Below are 20,161 nucleotides of genomic sequence, written 5' to 3'. Positions count from 1 at the left end.
TAAATGACATGTAACGCGACGCTTCTACGATTCCGCCGCTGCTGCCCTTCGACGCCGCCCTTCGGCGTCCAGCGTGCCCAAGGAATCCGCCTCCATGCCGTCCCACGCTCCGCTCCGCCGCAATCTGCTGGCCCTGTTGGTCTGTGCTTCGCTGCCGTCGCTGGCTGCCGCTGAAACCGCCCCCGCCACCGACGCACAGTCGGCCACCACCCTCGATTCGGTCTCGGTGATCGGCCGCGGTGAAGCGCGCCAGGTGCAGCGCGTGACCGCCGAGGACATGAAGGTGCTGCCGCCGGGAGCCAATCCGCTGAAGCTGCTTGCAACCAAGCCGGGCGTGCATTTCGAATCGGCCGATGCCACCGGCGCCTACGAATGGTCCACCACCATCAGCCTGCGTGGCTTCAACCAGAACCGCCTGGGCTACACCCTCGATGGCATCCCGTTGGGCAACATGGCCTATGGCAACAGCAACGGCCTGCACATCAGCCGCGCGGTGATCAGCGAGAACCTGGGCGGTGCGGAGGTCTCCACCGGCATTGGCGCACTGGGTACACCGTCCACCAGCAACCTTGGCGGCGTGTTCCAGTTCTACTCGATCGATCCGTCCACCGAGTATGGGGTCGTGCTGGCACAGAGCTTTGGTAGTGACAGCGCACGCCGCAGCTATGCACGCCTCGATACCGGCGAGCACCAGGGCTTTGCCGCCTACCTGTCCGGCGTGTATTCGGAAGGTGACAAGTGGAAGGGCAAGGGCTCGCAGGAGCTGAAGCAGTTCAACGGCAAGGCCACCTACAACTTCGGAACGGACAGCAAGATCACCGCGCTGTTCAACGCCTCGCGCCGCGTCGAGGCCGATTACCAGGATCTGTCGCTGGAAATGATCGATCGCCTCGGCTGGGACTGGGACAACTACGCGCCGGACTGGGATCGCGCCGTCGCCGCCGCACGCGGCAAGTTCAGCGGCGGCGTCAACAGCCCGTGGGATGCGTACTACTCCGGCCACGGCCTGCGCAACGATGACCTGTCCAGCATTGCCGGTGATTTCGGCCTGAACGAGTCGATGCGCTTGAAGGTCAATGTCTACAACCACAGCAACCGTGGCCAGGGCCACTGGTTCAGCCCGTCCAATCCGTCCAACCCGGGCACCAGCCGCGAGATTCCGATCTCGATCCGCACCACCGAGTACGCGATCGACCGTACCGGCGTGACCTCGGCGTTCACCTGGAACGTCGGTGGCCACGAACTGGAAGCGGGCCTCTGGTACGAGGACAACGGCCACAGCGTGCAGCGCAACTTCTACTACATCGACGGCCCGATCACCGACGACTTCTTCCTGCGCAACCCGGACCAGCGCGTGTGGCACCAGCGCTACACCACCATCACCCGCCAGTTCTACGTGCAGGACCGCTTCCGCCTGTTCGATGATCGCCTGACCATCGACATCGGCGCGAAGTCGCCGCATACCCGCACCAGCGTGCGCACCCCGCTGGGCAGCTATGCCAACAACAGCAGCCTGACCTCGAAGAAGGGCCTGCTGCCGCAGGCCGGCTTCAACTTCAAACTCAACGAAGGCAACGAGATCTTCGGTTCGTTCGCCAAGAACATCGCCGCCTATGCGCTGGGCGTGGGCAGCCCGTTCAATGTGCCGCAGGCCGCCTTCGATGCCAGCGCGAAGAACCTGAAGCCGGAACAGTCGCGCACCATCGAGCTGGGTTGGCGTGGCTACGGCCGCGGCTATGAAGCCTCGGTGGCGGTGTACGACGTCAAGTTCGACAACCGCCTGCTGGCCATCGCGCAGTGCGTGGGCATCCTCGGTTGCCCGGCACTGTTCTCCAACGTCGGTTCTGTGACCAGCCGCGGCGCCGAGGCGACCCTGCAGCTGAAGCCGATGCAGGACCTGACGTGGTCCAATGCGCTGTCCTGGAATGACAGCACCTACGACAACGACTACGTGAACAACGGCGTGGTGCCGACCCGCGGCAAGACGACCGTCGACACCCCGGAATGGATGTTCGCCAGCACCCTGGCGTGGACCCCGGGCGCGTGGGACCTGCGCCTGGCCGCCAACCATGTCGGCAAGCGCTACGTGACCTATACCAACGATGTGTCGGTGCCGAGCTACTGGCTGGTCAACGCCTCGGCGGCCTATGACTTCGGCAAGCTCGGCCCGGCGCAGAACCTGACCGTAGCGCTGAACCTGACCAACCTGACCGACAAGCGCTACCTGTCCTCGATCAACACCAATGGCACCTACGCCGCTGACCCGACCCGCAGCCTGGCGACCATGCAGGTCGGCGCGCCGCGCCAGGTGATGGCCACCGCTACCGTGCGCTTCTGATGCGCGGGCCTGTCGATCCGGAAAGCCGTCGTCGCCTGCTGCGCATGGCGTGGCAGGGTACGGGGGCGGCGATCGCGCTGGCGGCGATGCCGGGGTTGGCCACGGCCGGCCCACGGCCGCGGCTGGGGCGCGATCCGTTCACCCTCGGTGTCGCCGCCGGTGATCCGGATCCACAGGGGGCCGTATTGTGGACGCGGCTGGCACCGGACCCGCTCAATGGCGGCGGCATGCCGTCGCGGGCGGTGCCGGTGCGCTGGTTCGTGGCCGAGGACCCGGGCATGCGCCGGCTGGTGCAGCGGGGGACTGCGGCCGCGGTGCCCGAGCTGGCGCATTCGGTGCACGTGGAGGTCAACGGCCTGCGCCCAGGCCGCGACTACTACTACCGTTTCGCCTGCGACGGCGATGAGGAAAGCGCGGTCGGCCACTTCCGCACCGCGCCGCCGCTGGACACGCAACTGCAGCAGCTTCGGTTGGCCCTGTGCACCTGTCAGGCCTGGAACAGCGGCTACTACCCGGTCCTGCGCGATATCGCGCAGAGCGATGTCGACCTGGTGCTGCATGCCGGTGACTACCTGTACGAATACAGCCCGCTGCAGAACGCGCGCGGCCGCACACTGGACGCCGAGCGTTTCAGCGGCGAGACCGTCAGCCTGGAGCGCTACCGTGACCAGTACGCGCTGTACAAGCTCGATCCGGATCTGCAGGCCGCGCATGCCGCACACGCGTTCGCGGTGATCTGGGACGACCATGAAGTACAGAATGATTACTCCGGCATCCACCCGGAAAAACCCGGCGTATCAACGGAGGACTTCATCATCCGCCGCGCCGCCGCCTACCGCGCGTTCTACGAGCATCTGCCGATGCGCAGCACACCTGCGGGCAACGGCGGCCTGCGCGTGCATCGGCGCCTGCGTTACGGCGATCTGGCACAGCTGACCCTGCTCGATTGCCGCCAGTTCCGCCCGGCCAATCCCTGTGGCGTGGGCGAGTCGCCACGCTGTGATGCTGCACTGGACCCGCGCATGAGCATGCTCGGCGCGGGCCAGGAGGCGTGGTTCGCGCAGTCGATGGCGGCCGCGCAGGGCACGCGCTGGAACGTGGTGGTGCAGCAGTTGCTGATGGCGCAGCTGCGGCTGGACGGTGGCACGCCACGCGAGCGCTTCTGGAATGACGCCTGGGATGGCTATCCCGCCGCACGTAACCGGCTGCTGCAGGCGATGCAGGCAGGCGGGCAGGGCAATGCCATCCTGCTGGGCGGCGACTGGCATTCCACCTTCGTCAACGACCTGAAGCTGGATTTCGACGCGGCCAGTGCGCCGGTCGTAGCCACCGAATTCATCGCTCCGGCGATCAGCAGTGGCGGCGACGACACGCCATACGGGCCGTACTACGGGCCGTCGATTCCGCAGAACCCGCATATCCGCTATTTCGACGGTGACCGCCGTGGCTGGTGGAAGCTGCAGCTGAACCGGCAGACCGTGGATGCGGAACTGCGCTTCGCCGACAGTGTGCTGCGTGCGGACGCTGCGGTGCGCACCGCGGCGCGCTTCCAGGTGACCCACGGCCGCCCGGGCGCAGTCCCGGTGTGAATCCATTCGGTAGTGCCGGCCGCTGGCCGGCAACCTGATCAATCTTCGGTTTCCCCACCACCGGATTCATCGCCCCGAGCCGGGTTTCGTCGCAAACCGTTTGCGGGCGGCCAGAGCGGGGCGCCAAGGTGTCCGCAGGCGGCAAGGTGCCGCCACAAGGAGACCGTGATGAAGACCCTGTTCGCGCTCGGTGTGTGGTGCCTGCTGTTCGTGCTGTGCTGGCCGCTGGCGATCCTCGCCCTGATCGCCTGGCCGTTCGTGTGGCTGCTGAGTCTGCCGTTCCGCCTGGTCGGCATCACCTTCTCGGCGCTGTTTGCCTTCCTGCGCGCGCTGTTCATGCTGCCCGCGCGCCTGCTCGGCGGCGGCCCGGTGGCGGCATGAGGGCTGTGTTGCTGGTCGCGCTGGCATTGCTCACGGGGCCGGCACTGGCCACACCGGTGCCGCCGTCCGCATGGCTGGAACGCCAGCAGACCGCCGCTGCCGATGAGGCGGATGCTGCAGCGGCCAAGGCGGTCAAACCCAAGGAGCGCTGCCGGGCGGTGAAGGAGTGGAAGGCCGGTGAAACCGTGGTCCAGCACCGGATCTGTGATGATCCGCCGAAGAAGCCGGCTGGAAAGGTGTAGCGCCGAGCCGATGCTCGGCTCTTTTCCCGGGATAGCCGAGCGTGGGCTCGGCTCTACATCATCAGCGCAATCAAAAAACCCCGCCGAGGCGGGGTTTTTTGTTTGCTGGAGTGTGCCGGCCAGCGGCCGGCACTACCGGCGAACGATCAGTTCGCCTTGTGGATGGCGCGCTTGCTGACCGCCATTGCTGCGTCGTGGATCACTTCCGACAGCGACGGGTGAGCGTGGCAGATACGGGCCAGGTCATCGGCCGAGCCGCTGAACTCCATGGTCAGCACGCCTTCGTGCACCAGTTCGGAGACGTTGGCGCCGACCAGGTGCATGCCGAGGATGCGATCGGTTTCGGCATGGGCCAGGATCTTCACGAAGCCCGCCGGCTCGATCATCGCCACGGCACGGCCGTTGGCGGCGAACGGGAAGCTGCCGGCCTTGTACGGAATGCCTTCGGCCTTCAGCTGAGCTTCGGTCTTGCCGACCCAGGCCAGTTCCGGCTCGGTGTAGATGACCCACGGGATGGTGTCGAAGTTGACGTGGCCCGGCAGGCCGGCGATCAGCTCAGCCACCGCGATGCCTTCCTCGAAGCCCTTGTGCGCCAGCATCGGGCCACGCACGCAGTCGCCGACCGCCCACACGCCGTTGACGCCGGTGTGGCAGTGCGCGTCGACTTCGATCTGGCCGCGCTCGTTGATCTTGACGCCGGTGCCTTCGGCCAGCAGGCCCTTGGTGGCGGCGCGACGGCCAACGGCCACCAGCAGCTTGTCCACGGTCAGGGTCTTTTCGCCTTCGCTGTCGGTGTAGGTGACAACGACTTCCTTCTTCTTGCCCTTGCCGGTGATCTCGGTCTTGGAGACCTTGGCGCCGAGGCGGATGTCCAGGCCCTGCTTCTTGAATTCCTTGGCAGCGGTCTTGGCCACTTCGGCGTCGGCCACGGCCAAGAACTCCGGCAGTGCTTCCAGGATGGTGACTTCAGCGCCCAGGCGCTTCCACACGCTGCCCAGTTCCAGGCCGATCACGCCGGCGCCGATCACCGCCAGGCGGTTCGGCACTTCGGTGAAGTCCAGGCCGCCGACGTTGTCGACGATGGTCTCGCCGTCGAACTTGGCGAACGGCAGTTCGATCGAATCCGAACCGGCGGCGATGATGACGTTGGTGCCCTTCAGCTCGACGATGGAACCGTCATGCTGGGTGACCTTGACCACGTTGCCCGGCTGCAGTTCGCCGAAGCCGTAGTAGGCGGCGACCTTGTTGGCCTTGAACAGCATGCCGATGCCGCCGGTGAACTGCTTGACGATCTTGTCCTTGCGGCCAACCATCGCCTCGACGTCGATCTTGGCATCCTTGAAGCTGATGCCGTGGTCGCCAAAGATGTGGCCCATGTTCCAGAACTGGCGCGAGGAATCCAGCAGCGCCTTGGACGGGATGCAGCCCACGCGCAGGCAGGTGCCGCCCAGCGCCGGCTTGCCGTCCTTGCCCAGCGCTGCGTCGATGCAGGCGGTCTTCAGGCCCAGCTGGGCCGCGCGGATGGCAGCGTGGTAACCGGCCGGGCCGGCACCGATGACGACGACGTCGAATTGTTCAGCCATTGAATTATTCCTTGATGCATTACCAGAACCCCTCCGCGCGGGCGCGGAGGAGCGGGAGGTGTCTTACAGGCCGAACAGCATGCGGCCCGGGTTTTCCAGCTGGTTCTTGATGTCCACCAGGAACTGCACCGAGTCCTTGCCGTCGATGATGCGGTGGTCGTACGACAGCGCCAGGTACATCATCGGCGCGATCACGACCTGGCCGTTCTGGGCGATCGGACGCTCCTTGATGGCATGCATGCCCAGGATGGCGCTCTGCGGCGGGTTGATGATCGGGGTCGACAGCAGCGAACCGAAGGTGCCGCCGTTGGTCACGGTGAAGGTGCCACCCTGCAGTTCTTCCAGGCTCAGCTTGCCGTCACGGGCCTTCTTGGCGTAGTCGGCGATGGTCTTCTCGATGTCGGCGAACGACATGCGCTCGACGTTGCGCAGCACCGGCGTGACCAGGCCCTTCTCGGTCGACACGGCGATCGAGATGTCCGAGTAGCCGTGGTAGATGATGTCGTCGCCGTCGATCGAGGCGTTGACCAGCGGGAAGCGCTGCAGGGCATTGGCAGCGGCCTTCACGAAGAAGCTCATGAAGCCCAGCTTGATGCCGTGTGCCTTGACGAACTCGTCCTGCAGTTCCTTGCGCGCCGCCGAGACCTTGGACAGGTCGACTTCGTTGAAGGTGGTCAGCATGGCGGTGGAGTTCTTCGACTCCATCAGGCGCTCGGCGATGCGCTTGCGGATGCGGGTCATCGGCACGCGCTCTTCCGGACGTGCGCCACCGGCCTTGCCGGCGCCGCCGTTGCGGGCGAAGTTGACGATGTCTTCCTTGGTCACTGCGCCGCGACGGCCGGTGCCGTCGACGTCGGCCGGGTTCACGCCTTCGGTGATGGCGGTGAAGCGGGCGCCCGGCGGCAGGGTGTCGGCGGCCGACTTGGCAGCCGGGGCCGGAGCGGCGGCAGCGGCCGGCGCAGCGGCGGCCGGAGCGGCCTCGGCCTTCTTCTCTTCAGCGGCCGGAGCCGGGGCAGCAGCGACGGCGCCTTCCTCGATGATCGCCACGACCTGGCTGGAGGTCACGGTCGAGCCTTCGGCGAACTTGATTTCCTTGAGCACGCCGTCGACCGGCGACGGCACTTCCAGGACGACCTTGTCGGTTTCCAGGTCAAGCAGGTTTTCGTCGCGCTTGACGGCGTCGCCCACCTTCTTGTGCCAGGTGGCGATGGTGCCGTCGGCGACGGATTCGGGCAGTACCGGGGCTTTGACTTCGGTGGCCATTGCGGGAGCTTCCTGGTTTGTCTTCTAAATAGGGGGAGGATTATTCAGCGAACGTGTCGTTGAACGGGTTGACCAGTGCATCGGCGACCAGCTGCTGCTGTTCGCGGACGTGGTCAGCCATGTGACCGGCAGCCGGCGAAGCCGAACGTGCGCGACCGGCGTAGTGCAGGTTCTGGCCATCGGCCAGGCAGAACTGCAGGTGGTGGCGGATCTGGTACCACGCACCCTGGTTCTGCGGTTCTTCCTGCGTCCACACCACGTCGGTGGCCTTGCCGTACTTCTTCAGTTCGGCAGCCAGCAGCGCACGCGGGAACGGGTACAGCTGCTCCACGCGGATGATCGCCACGTCGTCCTGGCCACGCTTGGTCTGGTCTTCCAGCAGGTCGTAGTAGACCTTGCCCGAGCACAGCACCACGCGCTTGACCTTCTTGGCGTCCGCGTTGGCGTCGCCGATCAGGTGCTGGAACTCGCCGTTGGCCAGTTCGTCCAGGGTCGACACGGCCAGCTTGTGGCGCAGCAGCGACTTCGGCGACATCACCACCAGCGGCTTGCGGGTGGTCAGGTGCTGCTGGCGACGCAGCATGTGGAAGGCCTGTGCCGGGGTCGACGGCACCACCACCAGCATGTTCTCCAGCGCGCACAGCTGCAGGAAGCGCTCCAGGCGCGCCGAGCTGTGTTCCGGGCCCTGACCTTCATAGCCATGCGGCAGCAGCAGGGTCAGGCCGGAGATGCGGCCCCACTTGGCTTCACCGGCGGCGATGAACTGGTCGATGACGACCTGGGCACCGTTGGCGAAGTCGCCGAACTGGCCTTCCCAGATGCACAGCGTGTTCGGATCGGTGGTGGAGAAGCCGTACTCGTAGGCCATCACCGCTTCTTCGCTCAGCAGCGAATCGATGACGGTGGCCTTCTCCGGCGAATCCACCAGCTGCCGCAGCGGCATGTAGTAGTTGTCGGTCTTCTGGTCGTGCAGGATCGCGTGGCGGTGCGTGAACGTACCGCGACCCACGTCCTGGCCGACCAGGCGCAGGGCACTGCCTTCGTCGAGCAGGGTGGCGTACGCCAGGTTCTCGGCAAAGCCCCAGTCGCCCGGGATCTCGCCAGCGGCCATCTTGCGGCGGTCGTCGTAGACCTTGGCCACGCGCGAGTGCAGCTGCACTTCGTCCGGAATGGTGTTGATCAGCTTGGCCAGCTCGACCAGCTTGTTCTTCTCGACCTTGGTCGAGATCGGGTCGGACAGCTTGCCTTCCAGCAGCTTCGGCCAATCGACGAACAGCGGGCTGGTCGGCGGGGTCTTCTCGACCTTGGCCAGCTCGGTGGTCACTTCACCGGCGTCCAGCTTCTCGCGGTAGGCATCGACCATCGCCTTGCCGGCACCGGCGGCGATCACGCCCGCCTTTTCCAGCTGCTCGGCGTACATCTCGCGGGTGGTGGCGTGCTTGCGGATCACCTGATACATCAGCGGCTGGGTGATCGCCGGCTCGTCGGCCTCGTTGTGGCCCCAGCGGCGGTAGCACATCAGGTCGATGACCACGTCCTTGGCGAACTTCTGGCGGAACTCGAAGGCCAGCTGCGCGGCGAACACAACGGCTTCCGGATCATCGCCGTTCACGTGCAGCACCGGGGCGGCGATCATCTTCGCCACGTCGGTGGCATAGCGCGTGGAACGCGTATCCAGCGGGTTGGAGGTGGTGAAGCCAACCTGGTTGTTGACCACGATGTGCACGGTGCCGCCGACGGCGAAGCCGCGGGCCTGCGACATCTGGAACAGTTCCATGACCACGCCCTGGCCGGAGAAGGCCGCGTCGCCGTGGATCAGGATGGGCATGACCTGCTTGCGCGCGGTGTCCTTGCGGCGCTCCTGGCGCGAACGCACGGAACCGGCCACGACCGGGTCGGCGATTTCCAGGTGCGACGGGTTGAACGCCAGCGCCAGGTGCACCGGGCCGCCATCGGTGGCGACGTCGGCGGAGAAGCCCATGTGGTACTTCACGTCACCGGCCGAGGCGTGCTCGTCGTGCTCGAACTTGCCTTCGAATTCGTCGAACAGCTTGCGCGGATTCTTGCCCAGGGTGTTGACCAGCACGTTCAGGCGGCCGCGGTGGGCCATGCCGATCACCACGTCCTTGACGCCATCCTTGCCGGCGCTGCGGATGATGGTGTCCATCATCGGGATCAGCGAGTCGCCGCCTTCCAGCGAGAAGCGCTTCTGGCCGACGTACTTGGTGTGCAGGTAGCGCTCCAGGCCTTCGGCCGCGGTCAGGCGCTCCAGGGTGCGGCGCTGGGTATCAGCGTCCAGCTGGTAGTTGCCACCGGCCAGTTCCAGCTTCTTGTAGATCCACTGGCGCTGCTCGACCTCGGAGATGTGCATGAACTCCGCACCGATCGAGCCGGTGTAGGTCGCCTTCAGGCGTGCCAGCAGGTCGCGCAGCTTCATGCGCGGCTGGCCACCGACGCCGCCGGTGCTGAACTCGCTGTTGAGGTCGCCATCGGACAGGCTGTGGAACGGCAGGCCCAGGTCCGGGGTGTTGACCGGTGCGGCCAGGCCCAGCGGATCGAGGCGGGCGTCCAGGTGGCCGCGCGAACGGTAGGCAGTGATCAGACGACCGACATTGCGCTCGCGCTCGTCGCCTGCACCGTTGCCGGTACCGGCCTTCAGCGCATCCTTGGCCGCGTCCGCAATGTGGGAGATGACGGCCGAGTGCGGAATGTCACCTGCTTCACGGCCCTTGAAGCCGTCGAAGTAGGTTTTCCATTTGGGATCGACACTATCCGGGGAGACCAGGTACTGCTCGTACAGGTCCTCGACATAGGAGGCGTTGCCGCCGGCGAGTTGCGAAGATTGCGCAAACTGCTTCAGTTGATTGTCCACGATGGAGGGTGTTGATTCGCTTTGTGGGGTATGGCTTCAGAAGGACCCGGCAGGAAGATGAATAGCCCTGCGCGGGCGCGTTCAAACAGCCAAATTGTACCCCCAACCGGACACGAAGGGGCACCACCGGAGGTATCGCGCGTCCCCCGGTGCCGGTTCCAGACAGGTTGAGTCAGCCCGCTCCGCTCAGATGCCGAGCGCGCGCAGTTCGCTGCAATCACGTGAACGGTCCCAGACGCGCTGCAATTGCTGCTCGAACGGCTGCGAACGTGTCGGCAGCGCGATGCCGGCTTCGCCGTCGAGGCGATGGCCGATCAGACGAAAGTAGAAGTCGCCCGCATCGTTGAGCAGACAGGCCGAGGCCAGTGCACGGTCGACCGGGTCGGTGACCTCGCGGAACTGGATCACGCTGGGCAGGCGCTGGGCCAGCGCCAGCAGTGGCGCCCCGGCAGAGGCGATGGCGGCGGCGTCGTGCACGATCACCCGCAGCTGCTTGTCGTGGCGGGCGGTGACGAAGCGGCGCAGGGCGGCCTGTACCGACGGCGCGTCGAGCAGTCCCGGGTCCAGCTGACGGCTGTGCAGCCACACTTGGCGGCGGGCGCGGTGGACGATGGCCGTGGTGATGGCCACCGCCTGCTCGCGGCTGTCGATGGCACTGGCCGCGCCCAACCGGCGGCGCATCTGCTGGTGGCCGATGCCGGCCTCCTCGAACACCTCGCCTTCGGGCAAGAAACCCTGGCGGGCATAGAAGTCACGGGCGGGCAGCTGGGCGTGCAGATGCAGCTCGGCCAGGCCGAGCCGGCGCCCGGCCTCCACCAGTGCTTCCAGCAGGGCCTCGCCGACCCCGCGGCTGCGATGGCTGGCCAGCACCGCCATGCGGCCGATGCGGCCATCCGGGGCCAGCCGGCCCGTGCCGACCGGCTGGTTGTCACTGTCCAGCGCCAGCACATGGGCACTGACCGGGTCCAGCGCATCGCGTTCCAGCTCGGCGGCGATGCCCTGTTCCTGCACGAACACGCGTTGGCGTACCTCGTGGATGGCTGCGTGGGCATCGGCGTGGCTGACCTGCTGGACCCGGATCATGGCGATGGCTCAGGCCCGGCCGGCGCTGTCGTCTTCCTCGTCGTCCTCGAAGTTGACGATGACCTCGATGCCGTCGTCGTGTACGGTCACGGAGTGGACATCGTCGGACACCGCGTCGGCGTCGATCGCATCCACGCGGTCGCGGCCTTCGACGACCTCGCCGAGCACCACGGCATCCTCGCCGTCGTCCTCGTCTTCGGCCTCGTATACCTCATTCGGGTCGATCAGCTGGAACACCCCGCCGACCAGCAGCTGCTGGACCACGGCACGGCCCTTGTCGGACAGGCCGCGATAAGCGGCGGCGTCCAGCTGTTCGGTGCCAGCCAGGCGCTGCGCGTCCTTCACCGGCAGCGCGAAGTCCTGGCCGCTGACATACAGGCTGGCGCCACGCTTGGCCCGGCGCCAGGCCAGGCGGGCCCACGGGTGGCGCTGCAGCAGCAGGCCCGATGCCAGGGCCTGGACCACTTCTTCCTGTGCCGGTGCGGCCTGGTGGGCCATCACTTCGCCGGCCGCGCGGTAGGTGGTGATGAAGCGGCCGAACCAGTCGCCCAGCTTGTCCGGGTCGTTCATGCGGATGGCGTTGAGCGCGGTGATCACCCGCGCCATCGCCACTGTGTCGATTTCGTTCGGGTCGGCCGGCACCTTCAGGTCGGCATCCTGGTAGCGGATGTTCTCGTCGGCATCGGCGATCAGGGTGTCCAGGTAGTCGCTGATCAGCTCGGCCGAAGACGGCGCGCGCATGCCGAACGAGAAGGTCAGGCAGGGATCTTCGGCGACGCCGTGGTGCGGCACGTTCGGCGGCAGGTACAGCATGTCGCCCGGCGCCAGCACCCAGTCGTGGGTCGGCTTGAACACCTTCAGCAGCTTCAGCTCCACGTCGGGGCGGAAGCCCAGCGGCGGCTGCTTGCCCTTGATCGATTCGCTGGCATCGATCTGCCAGCGGCGATGGCCATGGGCCTGCAGCAGGAACACGTCGTACTGGTCGACGTGGGCGCCGACCGAGCCGCCGGTGGCGGCGAAGCTGATCATCACGTCATCCATGCGCCAGCGCGGCAGGAAGCTGAAGTGCTCGATCAGGGCGCGCACGTCCGGGTCCCACTTGTCCACGTCCTGCACCAGCAGGGTCCAGTCGTGGTCGGGCAGGGCGGGGAACACGTCTTCCTGGAACGGGCCGGTACGCACGCGCCAGCCGTCCTGGGTCTTGTCGTGCTCGATCAGGCGTGCCAGCACGCCTTCTTCGCAGGCCAGCCCGGCCAGGTCTTCCGGCTGCACCGGGGTCTGGAAGTTGGGGAAGGCGTTGCGGATCAGCAGCGGGCGTTTCTGCCAGAAGTCGCGCAGGAAGGTGGCCGGCGCCATGCCCAGCGGCTGGCCGGGGCGGGCGGTGACTTCGATGAGGGGGGCGGAGGACTTGCGGGCGGCCATGGGGGAATCCTTGCAGCGGAAAGCGGGAGGGGCGGCGCGGCGGGCCGCCTGAGATCTCCATTGTCCGCCGTTCGTGGGGATTGCGCACGTGCGCGGGTTTGTCGCGGGGGTTCCGGCCAACGGCTGAGCCCCTCGTGGCGGGGTCTGGGTTGGTCGCTGAAAGCAAAAGCCGCGCTTGGCCGGGCGGGTGGGCTGCGCGGGGGACGCTGCAAGTACGTCCCTGTAAGCTTGGCCGCCGCATCCATGCGGCGGACACCCCCGCGCAGCCCACCCGCCCGGCCCCTGACAGTTTCCTGCGCGGCCCGCCACGGAATGGAAGAAGAAGATCAAAGGCAACGGCGGGTCGCGCGCTGCGCTTGCTCATGCCAAATCAAGAGAGGGACGCGGCGAAGCCGCGTCCCTTTATCAAATTCCGTCCCGACAACCCAAAGCTCTTCGATCCGTCACCAGGAATCTGTCAGAGGTGGGACGGGATGGGCCAGCGGGACCGTTGGCGCCATGGATGGCGCCATCGAGCCCCCATGGTGAAGTGACCCCCGGGAGTTGGACGCTAGATCCAACCCCGAGGGATACATGAACAAATACGACGCGCGTTTCAAACTGCAGGTCGCCAAAGAGGCCTGCAAGACCTCCACATCGGTCAAAGCCGTTGCCCGTCGCCACGGCCTGGAGTTCTCCACGGTCAGGCGCTGGGTGGCGACCTATCGGCTGCATGGTTGGCGGGGATTTCATCGCCAGGCCCGGTCCTATGACCTCCCGTTCAAGCTGGCTGTCCTGGAGAAGATGAGCCAGGACGGCCTGTCCGGGCGCGAGGCCACCACCTACTTTCAAATTGGCGATGCCGGCGCGGTGGGGCGATGGCGGCGCCTGTATGCTCAAGGCGGTGCCCAAGCGTTGGCACCCCCTCCGCCGCCGCCCCGAAAGCCGATGAAGAAGACCCGTTCGTCCAAGCCGCCTGAAGATATGAGCCGCGATGAGCTGCTCAAGGAAGTCGCCTATCTGCGTGCGGAGACCGACTACCTAAAAAAACTCGATGCCTTGATCCGGGAAGAGCAGGCGGCGCAGGACGCAAAGCGCAAGCCGTCCAAGGATTGAGGCAGGTTCATACGCTGTCGCTTCTGCTCGAAGCAGCTGAGCTGTCACGCAGTACGTTCTATTACCAGAACCATGTCCTGGCCCATCCGGATCAGGATGAGGCAGCCCTGTGCGAGCGCATCCGTGCAATCTACGATCAAAGCCAAGGGCGCTATGGCTATCGCACGGTGACGCTGGAATTAGCCAATCAGGGTCATCGGACCAATCACAAGCGGGTTCAGCGCCTGATGGGGGAGATGGGGCTGAAATCGCGGGTGCGTGTGAAGCGCTACCAAGCCTTCAAGGGGGCGGCCAATGTTGTGGTTGGCAATGACCTCAATCGCCAGTTCCATGCAGAGCGGCCCAACCAGAAGTGGGTGACTGACGTGACCGAGTTCAAGGTGCAGGGCATGAAGCTGTACCTGTCGCCGATCATGGACCTCTACAACGGCGAAATCGTGGCTTATCAGATCAAGCGTCGGCCCGTATTTGATCTGGTGGGTCAAATGCTGGAGGAGGCCATCAAGAAGCTTTCCCCGGATGAGCGCCCCATGATCCACTCCGACCAGGGCTGGCAGTACCAGCATGAAAACTACCGGCACATGCTGGAAAAGCACTCGTTGAAGCAAAGCATGTCCCGGCGCGGCAACTGCCTGGACAATGCGGCGATGGAGAGCTTCTTTGGAACGCTGAAGTCGGAATTCTTCTACCTGAACAGCTTTGACAGCCTCGAGAGTCTGGAGGCTGGGCTGGTGGAATACATCCAGTACTACAACGAAGAACGCATCAAACTGAAACTGAAAGGTCTGAGCCCGGTAAAGTACCGGGAGCAGGCCCAATCGGCCGCCTGACCCCGTCCAAGTCTCGGGGGTCACTTCATGGACGGGTTTACGGCGTGTCCCGCTGGCCCCTCCCGACCCGCCCAGCTAGCAGCAATCCAGAGCCGCTCTTGACGTTGCTGTTGCCGTTGCCGTTGCCGTTGCCGTTGCCGTAGAGCCTGCCGCAGGCAGCGCCCGCGGCCGCCGCCGCAAAGGAAACTCCTTAAATCTTCTTCGCCAGCGACTCGGCCAGGCCGGTGTAGCTGCCCGGGGTCATCTCCAGCAGGCGCTGCTTCGCATCCGCCGGCAGCTCCAGCCCCTGCACGAACGCGCGCATCGACTCGGCGGTGATGCCCTGGCCGCGGGTCAGCGCCTTCAGCTGCTCGTACGGGTTCGGCAGGCCGTGGCGGCGCATCACCGTCTGCACGGCTTCGGCCAGCACTTCCCAGGCCGCGTCCAGATCGGCATCCAGGCGCTGCGGGTTCACTTCCAGCTTGCCCAGGCCCTTGGCCAGCGAATCCAGCGCCACCTGGCTGTGGCCGAACGCGGTGCCCAGCGCACGCAGCACGGTGGAGTCAGTCAGGTCACGCTGCCAGCGGCTGATCGGCAGCTTCGCGCTGAAGTGCTCGAACAGCGCGTTGGCAATGCCGAAGTTGCCTTCCGCATTCTCGAAGTCGATCGGGTTGACCTTGTGCGGCATCGTCGACGAGCCGACTTCGCCTTCCTTCAGGCGCTGCTTGAAGTAGCCCAGCGAAACGTAGCCCCAGATGTCACGGGCCAGGTCGATCAGGATGATGTTGGCGCGGCGTGCGGCATCACCGATCTCGGCGATGTTGTCGTGCGGTTCGATCTGCGTGGTGTACGGGTTGAACACCAGGCCCAGGCCGGTCACGAAGCGCTCGGCGAAGGCCGGCCAGTCCACGTCCGGGTAGCTGGCGATGTGGGCGTTGTAGTTGCCCACCGCGCCATTGATCTTGCCGGTCAGTTCGACCGCGGCAATCTGCCTGCGCTGGCGTTCCAGGCGGGCGACCACGTTGGCCAGTTCCTTGCCCAGGGTGGTCGGCGAGGCGGTCTGGCCGTGGGTGCGCGACAGCATCGACTGACCGGCCTGGGCGTGCGCCAGGCTGCGCAGGCTGTTGGCGATGCCGTCCAGGGTCGGCAGCAGCACCTCGCGGCGGGCCTGTTCCAGCATCAGGCCGTAGCTGAGGTTGTTGATGTCTTCGCTGGTGCAGGCGAAATGCACGAATTCCAGCGCCGGGGCCAGCTCGGCGTCGTCCTTCAGCTGTTCCTTGATGAAGTACTCCACCGCCTTGACGTCATGGTTGGTGGTGCGTTCGATCTCCTTCACGCGCGCGGCCTGGACCGGGCTGAAGCTGGCGGCCAGGGCACGCAGGCGCGCGATGGCGGCGTCGGAGAACGGGGCCAGTTCGACGATGCCCGGCTCGGCGGCCAGGGCCAGCAGCCACTCCACTTCGACCGTGATGCGGGCCTTGATCAGGCCGTACTCGGAGAAGATCGGGCGCAGGGCGTCGACCTTGCCGGCATAGCGGCCATCGAGCGGGGACAGGGCGAGCAGGGCGGAATCGGACATGTCGGCAGGGCTGGGGCGAGCGGCGGGGGCCATATTCTACGACGTGCCGGTGAGGTAGTGCCGGCCGCTGGCCGGCAACCACGCCCGGCCCACGATTCCATGGATTGCTGGCCAGCGGCCGGCACTACCCCTTGCGCGTGCAGATCGGCCCTGCGGATGAAACGATCTGGCCCGCCCTCGTCATCCCACGCTGCGGGCAAGGGAGTATCGTTGGCGCAGCCGCCAGCCCGGGAAGCGACACCCTGCCAGCCGCCGCTTCCCTTTCCCCAACTGAAGTAGTGCGGAGTTGATGCAATGAGCAAAGCTGCAAGCAAGGGTTTCAGAATCGAACACGACAGCATGGGCGAGCTGCAGGTGCCTGCGGACGCCCTGTGGGGCGCCCAGACCCAGCGTGCCGTGCAGAACTTCCCGGTGTCGGGCCAGCGCATGCCGCGCGGTTTCATCCGTGCCCTGGGCCTGGTCAAGGGCGCCGCCGCGGGCGTCAACGCAGAACTGGGCCACCTGCCGAAGAACGTGGCCAAGGCCATCCAGACCGCTGCCGCCGAAGTGGCCGCCGGCAACTGGGACGCGCAGTTCCCGATCGATGTCTATCAGACGGGTTCTGGCACGTCCTCGAACATGAATGCCAACGAGGTCATCGCCACCCTGGCCAACCGTGCCGGCAAGGCGGGCAAGACCAGTGTGCACCCCAATGACCACGTCAACCAGGGGCAGAGCTCCAACGACGTGATTCCGACCGCGTTGCGGGTGTCGGCGGTGTTGGCGACGCATGAGCAGCTGCTGCCGGCGCTGGTGCACCTGCGCAAGACCCTGGACAAGAAGGGCCGCAGCCTGCGCAAGGTGGTCAAGACCGGCCGCACCCACCTGATGGATGCGATGCCGCTGACCTTCGAGCAGGAATTCGGCGCGTGGTCGGCGCAGCTGGCGTCGGCGCAGGAGCGTATCGAAGACAGCCTCAAGCGCGTGCGCCGGCTGCCGCTGGGTGGCACCGCCATCGGCACCGGCATCAATGCCGATCCGCGCTTCGGTGCACAGGTGGCCAAGGCACTGAAGCAGCAGACCGGTTTCAAGTTCGACAGTGCCGAGAACAAGTTCGAAGGCCTGGCCGCACAGGACGACGCGGTGGAGCTTTCCGGTCAGCTCAATGCGCTGGCGGTGGCGCTGATCAAGATCGCCAACGACCTGCGTTGGATGAACGCCGGTCCGCTGGCCGGGCTGGGCGAGATCGAACTGCCGGCGCTGCAGCCGGGCAGCTCGATCATGCCGGGCAAGGTCAACCCTGTGATTCCGGAAGCGACGGTGATGGCCTGTGCACAGGTGATCGGTCACCACACTGCGATCACCGTGGCCGGGCAGACCGGCAACTTTCAGCTCAACGTCACCCTGCCGCTGATCGCAGTGAACCTGCTCGATGGCATCGGCCTGCTGGCCAACGTGTCCACCCTGCTGGCCGACAGTGCGATTGCCGGGCTGAAGGTGCGCGAGGATCGCGTGGCCGAGGCGCTGGCGCGCAACCCGATCCTGGTCACCGCGCTGAACCCGATCATCGGCTACGAGAAGGCAGCGGCGATTGCCAAGCGTGCCTACAAGGAACAGCGCCCGGTGCTGGACGTGGCGCTGGAAGACAGCGGGCTTGACGAGGCCGAGCTGCGTCGCCTGCTGGACCCGACTGCGCTGACTGCTGGTGGCATCCAGGCTGGCGGTGGTGGCGCCGGGGGGTGATCGGCCGGTTGTAGAGTCGAGCCACGCTCGACGGTTGTTCCGGAGTCGAGCATGGCTCGACTCTACAGAAAGCAGAAACGCCGCCCTTTGGGCGGCGTTTTTTTTCAGCGACGGTCGGCGACGATGTTGCCGAAGGTGTCGGTGTAATCCTTGAACTCAGGGATGCGCTGGATCAGGTCGGCCGGGATCACCTCCATGCCCTCCGGCGGCTGGATCTTCACCGGCTGCATGTTCGGATCGGCCGGTGCGGCCACCAGGGTGTTCTGGCGCAGCACCTGCAGTTTGCCGAACATGGTCTGCAGCATCTGTTTCTGCCCGTCGTCCAGCGGAATCTGGATCTCGTCCATCTTCATCGTGCCGTCGGCGAGGATGATGATGTTCGGCGCGGGCGGGCGACGCACGGTGACCATGCCTTCGCTGACGGAAATCTTGGGTTTGCCACGCTCGGCGCGGTGGTTGCGGTACTCCTGGTCACAGCCGGCCAGGCCGAGGCAGAGCAGGGCGGTCAACAGCAGAAACAGCTTCTTCATGACATTCGGTTCGGGGCGTCCGGGGCCGCTATTGTAAGCCGGGCGGCGCACTACGGCCGGCAGCTGGACGCCGCTGCCGGCCGGGTGCGCTGATCTGTCACAGGCCTAGCGCTGGACCACGGTGTCCTTGCCGCAGTCGTCCACGTCGCTCTGGTCCATGGTCGCGTAGGGCTTGAATGCCGGCAGTTCACGTGCGAGCGCCTGCTGGCTGGCCAGCATCGCCGGAAGGCGGTCGCAGATGCGCTTGGCCTGGGCTTCGATCTTCTCGGCTTCGGCATTGATGCGCTTTTCGACACCTTCGCTGTCGCCGCTGAAAATGCCCTTCAGCGCTTCGCCGGCAGCACTGGCACCCAGTTTGGCGCCGGCCAGGCCGACATCCATGCCGTCCATCGCGATGGCGACCACGTGGCCGCGGTAGTCCTGCAGATGACGGCGCTGGATATCGTTGGCGGTGATCTCCTTGCCCGCGATCAGCAGGCGGCCATCTGGCGTGATCTCCGCACGCGGCTGCTTGTCCGCCGAGATCTTGATGTTGCCCTGGGCGATATCCTTGCGGGCATCGTCCATCGCGTTCTTGACGGTCTCGCCGACGCCGCCTGTGGCTTCGGCCACGTTCTTGCCAACGGTCTTGTCGGGTGCTGACGACGTGCCGCCGCAGGCGATCAGCGGCAGGGACAGCAGCACAGCGGGCAACAGGCGCAACAGGTTCATGGTGTTCCCCTGGTAGTGTCTGGAAGAGGGTTTACTTGCTGCGCGGCAGAGTGACCCGGCCGCTGACGTTGCGATGATCGACGTCACCGCTGCCGCTGTGGTCGACGGTCAGGGTGCCGCGCACGCCGTCGACGTTGATGTCGCCCGAGCCGTGGCTGCGGACATGCACATTGCCACCGATGTCGGCCAGATCGACCCCGCCGGAGCCGACCACGCCCACTTCAACGCTGCCCTGCACGCGCTTGAACTCGATATCACCCGAGCCCACGGTATCCAGCCGCGCGTTGCCACGCACATCGCTGATCTTCAGGTCACCGGAGCCGACGGTACCGGTGCTGGCATCGCCGCTGATGTTGCGTACGGTGACGTCACCGGAACCCAGCGACAGCAGATTCAGGGAGCTGCCGCCATCGATGTTGAGGTCGCCCGAACCCACTGCAGCGTGGATGCTGCCGCGGGTACCGCGGACCACGGCATCACCGGAACCCACGTCCACGCTCAGCGACTGTGCGTTCTCCACGCTGGCATCGCCCGAGCCGATCTTGAACTGCAGCGGCATGTTGTCCGGCACGCTGCCACGGATATCCAGCCAGGCGTAGCTGTTGCCCAGGCTGATGCCGCTTTGGCGGCCGTCGCGGCGCAGGCTCACCACCAGCTTGTCGCCGACCTTGCGCTGCTCCAGCACCAGCTGGTCCAGCCATTCCTGGCTGGACGCGCAGGCGCGGCCGTCCAGCTGGCCGCCGCCAGCGCTGGCGACCACCTTCAGGTCATGCTGATTGACCTCGAACACCACCGTCCTGGCACCAGCCACGTCCAGCTTCAGTGCGCGGGCGGCAGTGAACTTGCAGTTCGGAGCATCGGCGGCCAGCGCCGACAACGGCAACAGCAACAACGCAGAACAGGCGAGCAAAGAACGCATGGGTGGTGCCTCCGGATGGATGG

Annotated in this window: 15 protein-coding genes; 6 read left to right on the top strand and 9 right to left on the bottom strand. The window is 65.9% G+C overall.

All coding sequences use genetic code 11. The features are described 5' to 3' along the window. Positions 1–94 precede the first annotated feature (94 nt). The 4 genes from ACZLHH_RS15535 to ACZLHH_RS15520 all read left to right on the top strand — a co-directional run bounded on the left by ACZLHH_RS15535 (position 95) and on the right by ACZLHH_RS15520 (position 4,550). Entirely contained in the window at positions 95–2,338 is a 2,244-nt protein-coding gene (locus tag ACZLHH_RS15535; RefSeq protein WP_180845206.1) for a TonB-dependent receptor family protein, read from the top strand. Beyond that, entirely contained in the window at positions 2,338–3,927 is a 1,590-nt protein-coding gene (locus tag ACZLHH_RS15530) for an alkaline phosphatase D family protein (protein WP_180845205.1), read from the top strand. The genes ACZLHH_RS15535 and ACZLHH_RS15530 overlap by 1 nt, the downstream gene beginning before the upstream one ends. Positions 3,928–4,095: 168 nt before the next feature. Further along, on the top strand, positions 4,096–4,308 hold the full coding sequence (locus tag ACZLHH_RS15525; RefSeq protein WP_005410275.1) for a hypothetical protein: 213 nt from the start codon (positions 4,096–4,098) through the stop codon (positions 4,306–4,308). Then, positions 4,305–4,550 carry a hypothetical protein gene (locus tag ACZLHH_RS15520; protein WP_180845204.1) on the top strand — a complete coding sequence of 82 codons (246 nt, stop codon included), beginning with the start codon at positions 4,305–4,307 and terminating at the stop codon, positions 4,548–4,550. The genes ACZLHH_RS15525 and ACZLHH_RS15520 overlap by 4 nt, the downstream gene beginning before the upstream one ends. 146 nt (positions 4,551–4,696) lie before the next feature. Here ACZLHH_RS15520 and lpdA read toward each other — a convergent pair whose 3' ends face one another. From lpdA to ACZLHH_RS15495, 5 genes are all read right to left on the bottom strand, one after another. Next, a complete protein-coding gene (lpdA, locus tag ACZLHH_RS15515; RefSeq protein ID WP_008264626.1) occupies positions 4,697–6,133 on the bottom strand; it encodes a dihydrolipoyl dehydrogenase in 1,437 nt (478 codons plus the stop codon). A gap of 63 nt (positions 6,134–6,196) precedes the next feature. Beyond that, positions 6,197–7,396, bottom strand: a complete 1,200-nt coding sequence (sucB, locus tag ACZLHH_RS15510; RefSeq protein WP_032129627.1) for a dihydrolipoyllysine-residue succinyltransferase — start codon at positions 7,394–7,396, stop codon at positions 6,197–6,199. 40 nt (positions 7,397–7,436) lie between these two features. Then, entirely contained in the window at positions 7,437–10,268 is a 2,832-nt protein-coding gene (locus ACZLHH_RS15505) for a 2-oxoglutarate dehydrogenase E1 component (RefSeq protein WP_032129626.1), read from the bottom strand. Positions 10,269–10,454: 186 nt separating this feature from the next. Beyond that, positions 10,455–11,351, bottom strand: coding sequence for a GNAT family N-acetyltransferase (locus tag ACZLHH_RS15500; RefSeq protein WP_180845203.1), 897 nt, complete (start codon positions 11,349–11,351; stop codon positions 10,455–10,457). A gap of 9 nt (positions 11,352–11,360) precedes the next feature. Beyond that, positions 11,361–12,773, bottom strand: a complete 1,413-nt coding sequence (locus tag ACZLHH_RS15495; RefSeq protein ID WP_032129624.1) for a ribosomal protein uL16 3-hydroxylase — start codon at positions 12,771–12,773, stop codon at positions 11,361–11,363. Positions 12,774–13,346: 573 nt separating this feature from the next. On the opposite strand from ACZLHH_RS15495, the gene ACZLHH_RS15490 reads away from it, so the two are divergent. Beyond that, positions 13,347–14,698, top strand: a protein-coding gene (locus ACZLHH_RS15490) for an IS3-like element ISStma2 family transposase (RefSeq protein ID WP_189719851.1) whose coding sequence is annotated in 2 segments (ribosomal slippage) — positions 13,347–13,794 and positions 13,794–14,698 — 1,353 coding nt in all. Because the reading frame shifts where the segments join, the coding sequence is not laid out codon by codon here. A gap of 190 nt (positions 14,699–14,888) precedes the next feature. Here the strand turns inward: ACZLHH_RS15490 and purB are convergent. After that, positions 14,889–16,256, bottom strand: coding sequence for an adenylosuccinate lyase (gene purB / locus ACZLHH_RS15485; RefSeq protein WP_164081208.1), 1,368 nt, complete (start codon positions 16,254–16,256; stop codon positions 14,889–14,891). A gap of 294 nt (positions 16,257–16,550) precedes the next feature. Here purB and ACZLHH_RS15480 point away from each other — a divergent pair, with 294 nt between their 5' ends. Beyond that, a complete protein-coding gene (locus ACZLHH_RS15480; protein ID WP_180845363.1) occupies positions 16,551–17,978 on the top strand; it encodes a class II fumarate hydratase in 1,428 nt (475 codons plus the stop codon). A gap of 104 nt (positions 17,979–18,082) precedes the next feature. Here the strand turns inward: ACZLHH_RS15480 and ACZLHH_RS15475 are convergent, their stop codons facing one another. The 3 genes from ACZLHH_RS15475 to ACZLHH_RS15465 all read right to left on the bottom strand — a co-directional run bounded on the left by ACZLHH_RS15475 (position 18,083) and on the right by ACZLHH_RS15465 (position 20,138). Further along, positions 18,083–18,508, bottom strand: a complete 426-nt coding sequence (locus ACZLHH_RS15475; RefSeq protein WP_107433067.1) for a hypothetical protein — start codon at positions 18,506–18,508, stop codon at positions 18,083–18,085. Positions 18,509–18,613: 105 nt separating this feature from the next. After that, positions 18,614–19,219: a YggN family protein gene (locus ACZLHH_RS15470; RefSeq protein ID WP_180845362.1), complete on the bottom strand. Its 606-nt coding sequence runs from the start codon at positions 19,217–19,219 to the stop codon at positions 18,614–18,616. A gap of 31 nt (positions 19,220–19,250) precedes the next feature. Continuing rightward, positions 19,251–20,138 carry a DUF4097 family beta strand repeat-containing protein gene (locus ACZLHH_RS15465; protein WP_032130457.1) on the bottom strand — a complete coding sequence of 296 codons (888 nt, stop codon included), beginning with the start codon at positions 20,136–20,138 and terminating at the stop codon, positions 19,251–19,253. Positions 20,139–20,161: the final 23 nt, after the last annotated feature.

The sequence above is a fragment of the Stenotrophomonas sp. 28608_Sma genome, from assembly GCF_056486185.1.
The sequence above is the reverse complement of the archived record's forward strand: the minus strand, read 5'-3'. Positions and strand labels throughout refer to the sequence as shown.

Bases quoted from the DNA above. Each gene is read 5' to 3' on its own strand.
- ACZLHH_RS15535 (WP_180845206.1), top strand. From the start codon at position 95: ATGCCGTCCCACGCTCCGCTCCGCCGCAATCTGCTGGCCCTGTTGGTC.
- ACZLHH_RS15530 (WP_180845205.1), top strand. From the start codon at position 2,338: ATGCGCGGGCCTGTCGATCCGGAAAGCCGTCGTCGCCTGCTGCGCATG.
- ACZLHH_RS15525 (WP_005410275.1), top strand. From the start codon at position 4,096: ATGAAGACCCTGTTCGCGCTCGGTGTGTGGTGCCTGCTGTTCGTGCTG.
- ACZLHH_RS15520 (WP_180845204.1), top strand. From the start codon at position 4,305: ATGAGGGCTGTGTTGCTGGTCGCGCTGGCATTGCTCACGGGGCCGGCA.
- lpdA (WP_008264626.1), bottom strand. From the start codon at position 6,133: ATGGCTGAACAATTCGACGTCGTCGTCATCGGTGCCGGCCCGGCCGGT.
- sucB (WP_032129627.1), bottom strand. From the start codon at position 7,396: ATGGCCACCGAAGTCAAAGCCCCGGTACTGCCCGAATCCGTCGCCGAC.
- ACZLHH_RS15500 (WP_180845203.1), bottom strand. From the start codon at position 11,351: ATGATCCGGGTCCAGCAGGTCAGCCACGCCGATGCCCACGCAGCCATC.
- ACZLHH_RS15495 (WP_032129624.1), bottom strand. From the start codon at position 12,773: ATGGCCGCCCGCAAGTCCTCCGCCCCCCTCATCGAAGTCACCGCCCGC.
- purB (WP_164081208.1), bottom strand. From the start codon at position 16,256: ATGTCCGATTCCGCCCTGCTCGCCCTGTCCCCGCTCGATGGCCGCTAT.
- ACZLHH_RS15480 (WP_180845363.1), top strand. From the start codon at position 16,551: ATGAGCAAAGCTGCAAGCAAGGGTTTCAGAATCGAACACGACAGCATG.
- ACZLHH_RS15475 (WP_107433067.1), bottom strand. From the start codon at position 18,508: ATGAAGAAGCTGTTTCTGCTGTTGACCGCCCTGCTCTGCCTCGGCCTG.
- ACZLHH_RS15470 (WP_180845362.1), bottom strand. From the start codon at position 19,219: ATGAACCTGTTGCGCCTGTTGCCCGCTGTGCTGCTGTCCCTGCCGCTG.
- ACZLHH_RS15465 (WP_032130457.1), bottom strand. From the start codon at position 20,138: ATGCGTTCTTTGCTCGCCTGTTCTGCGTTGTTGCTGTTGCCGTTGTCG.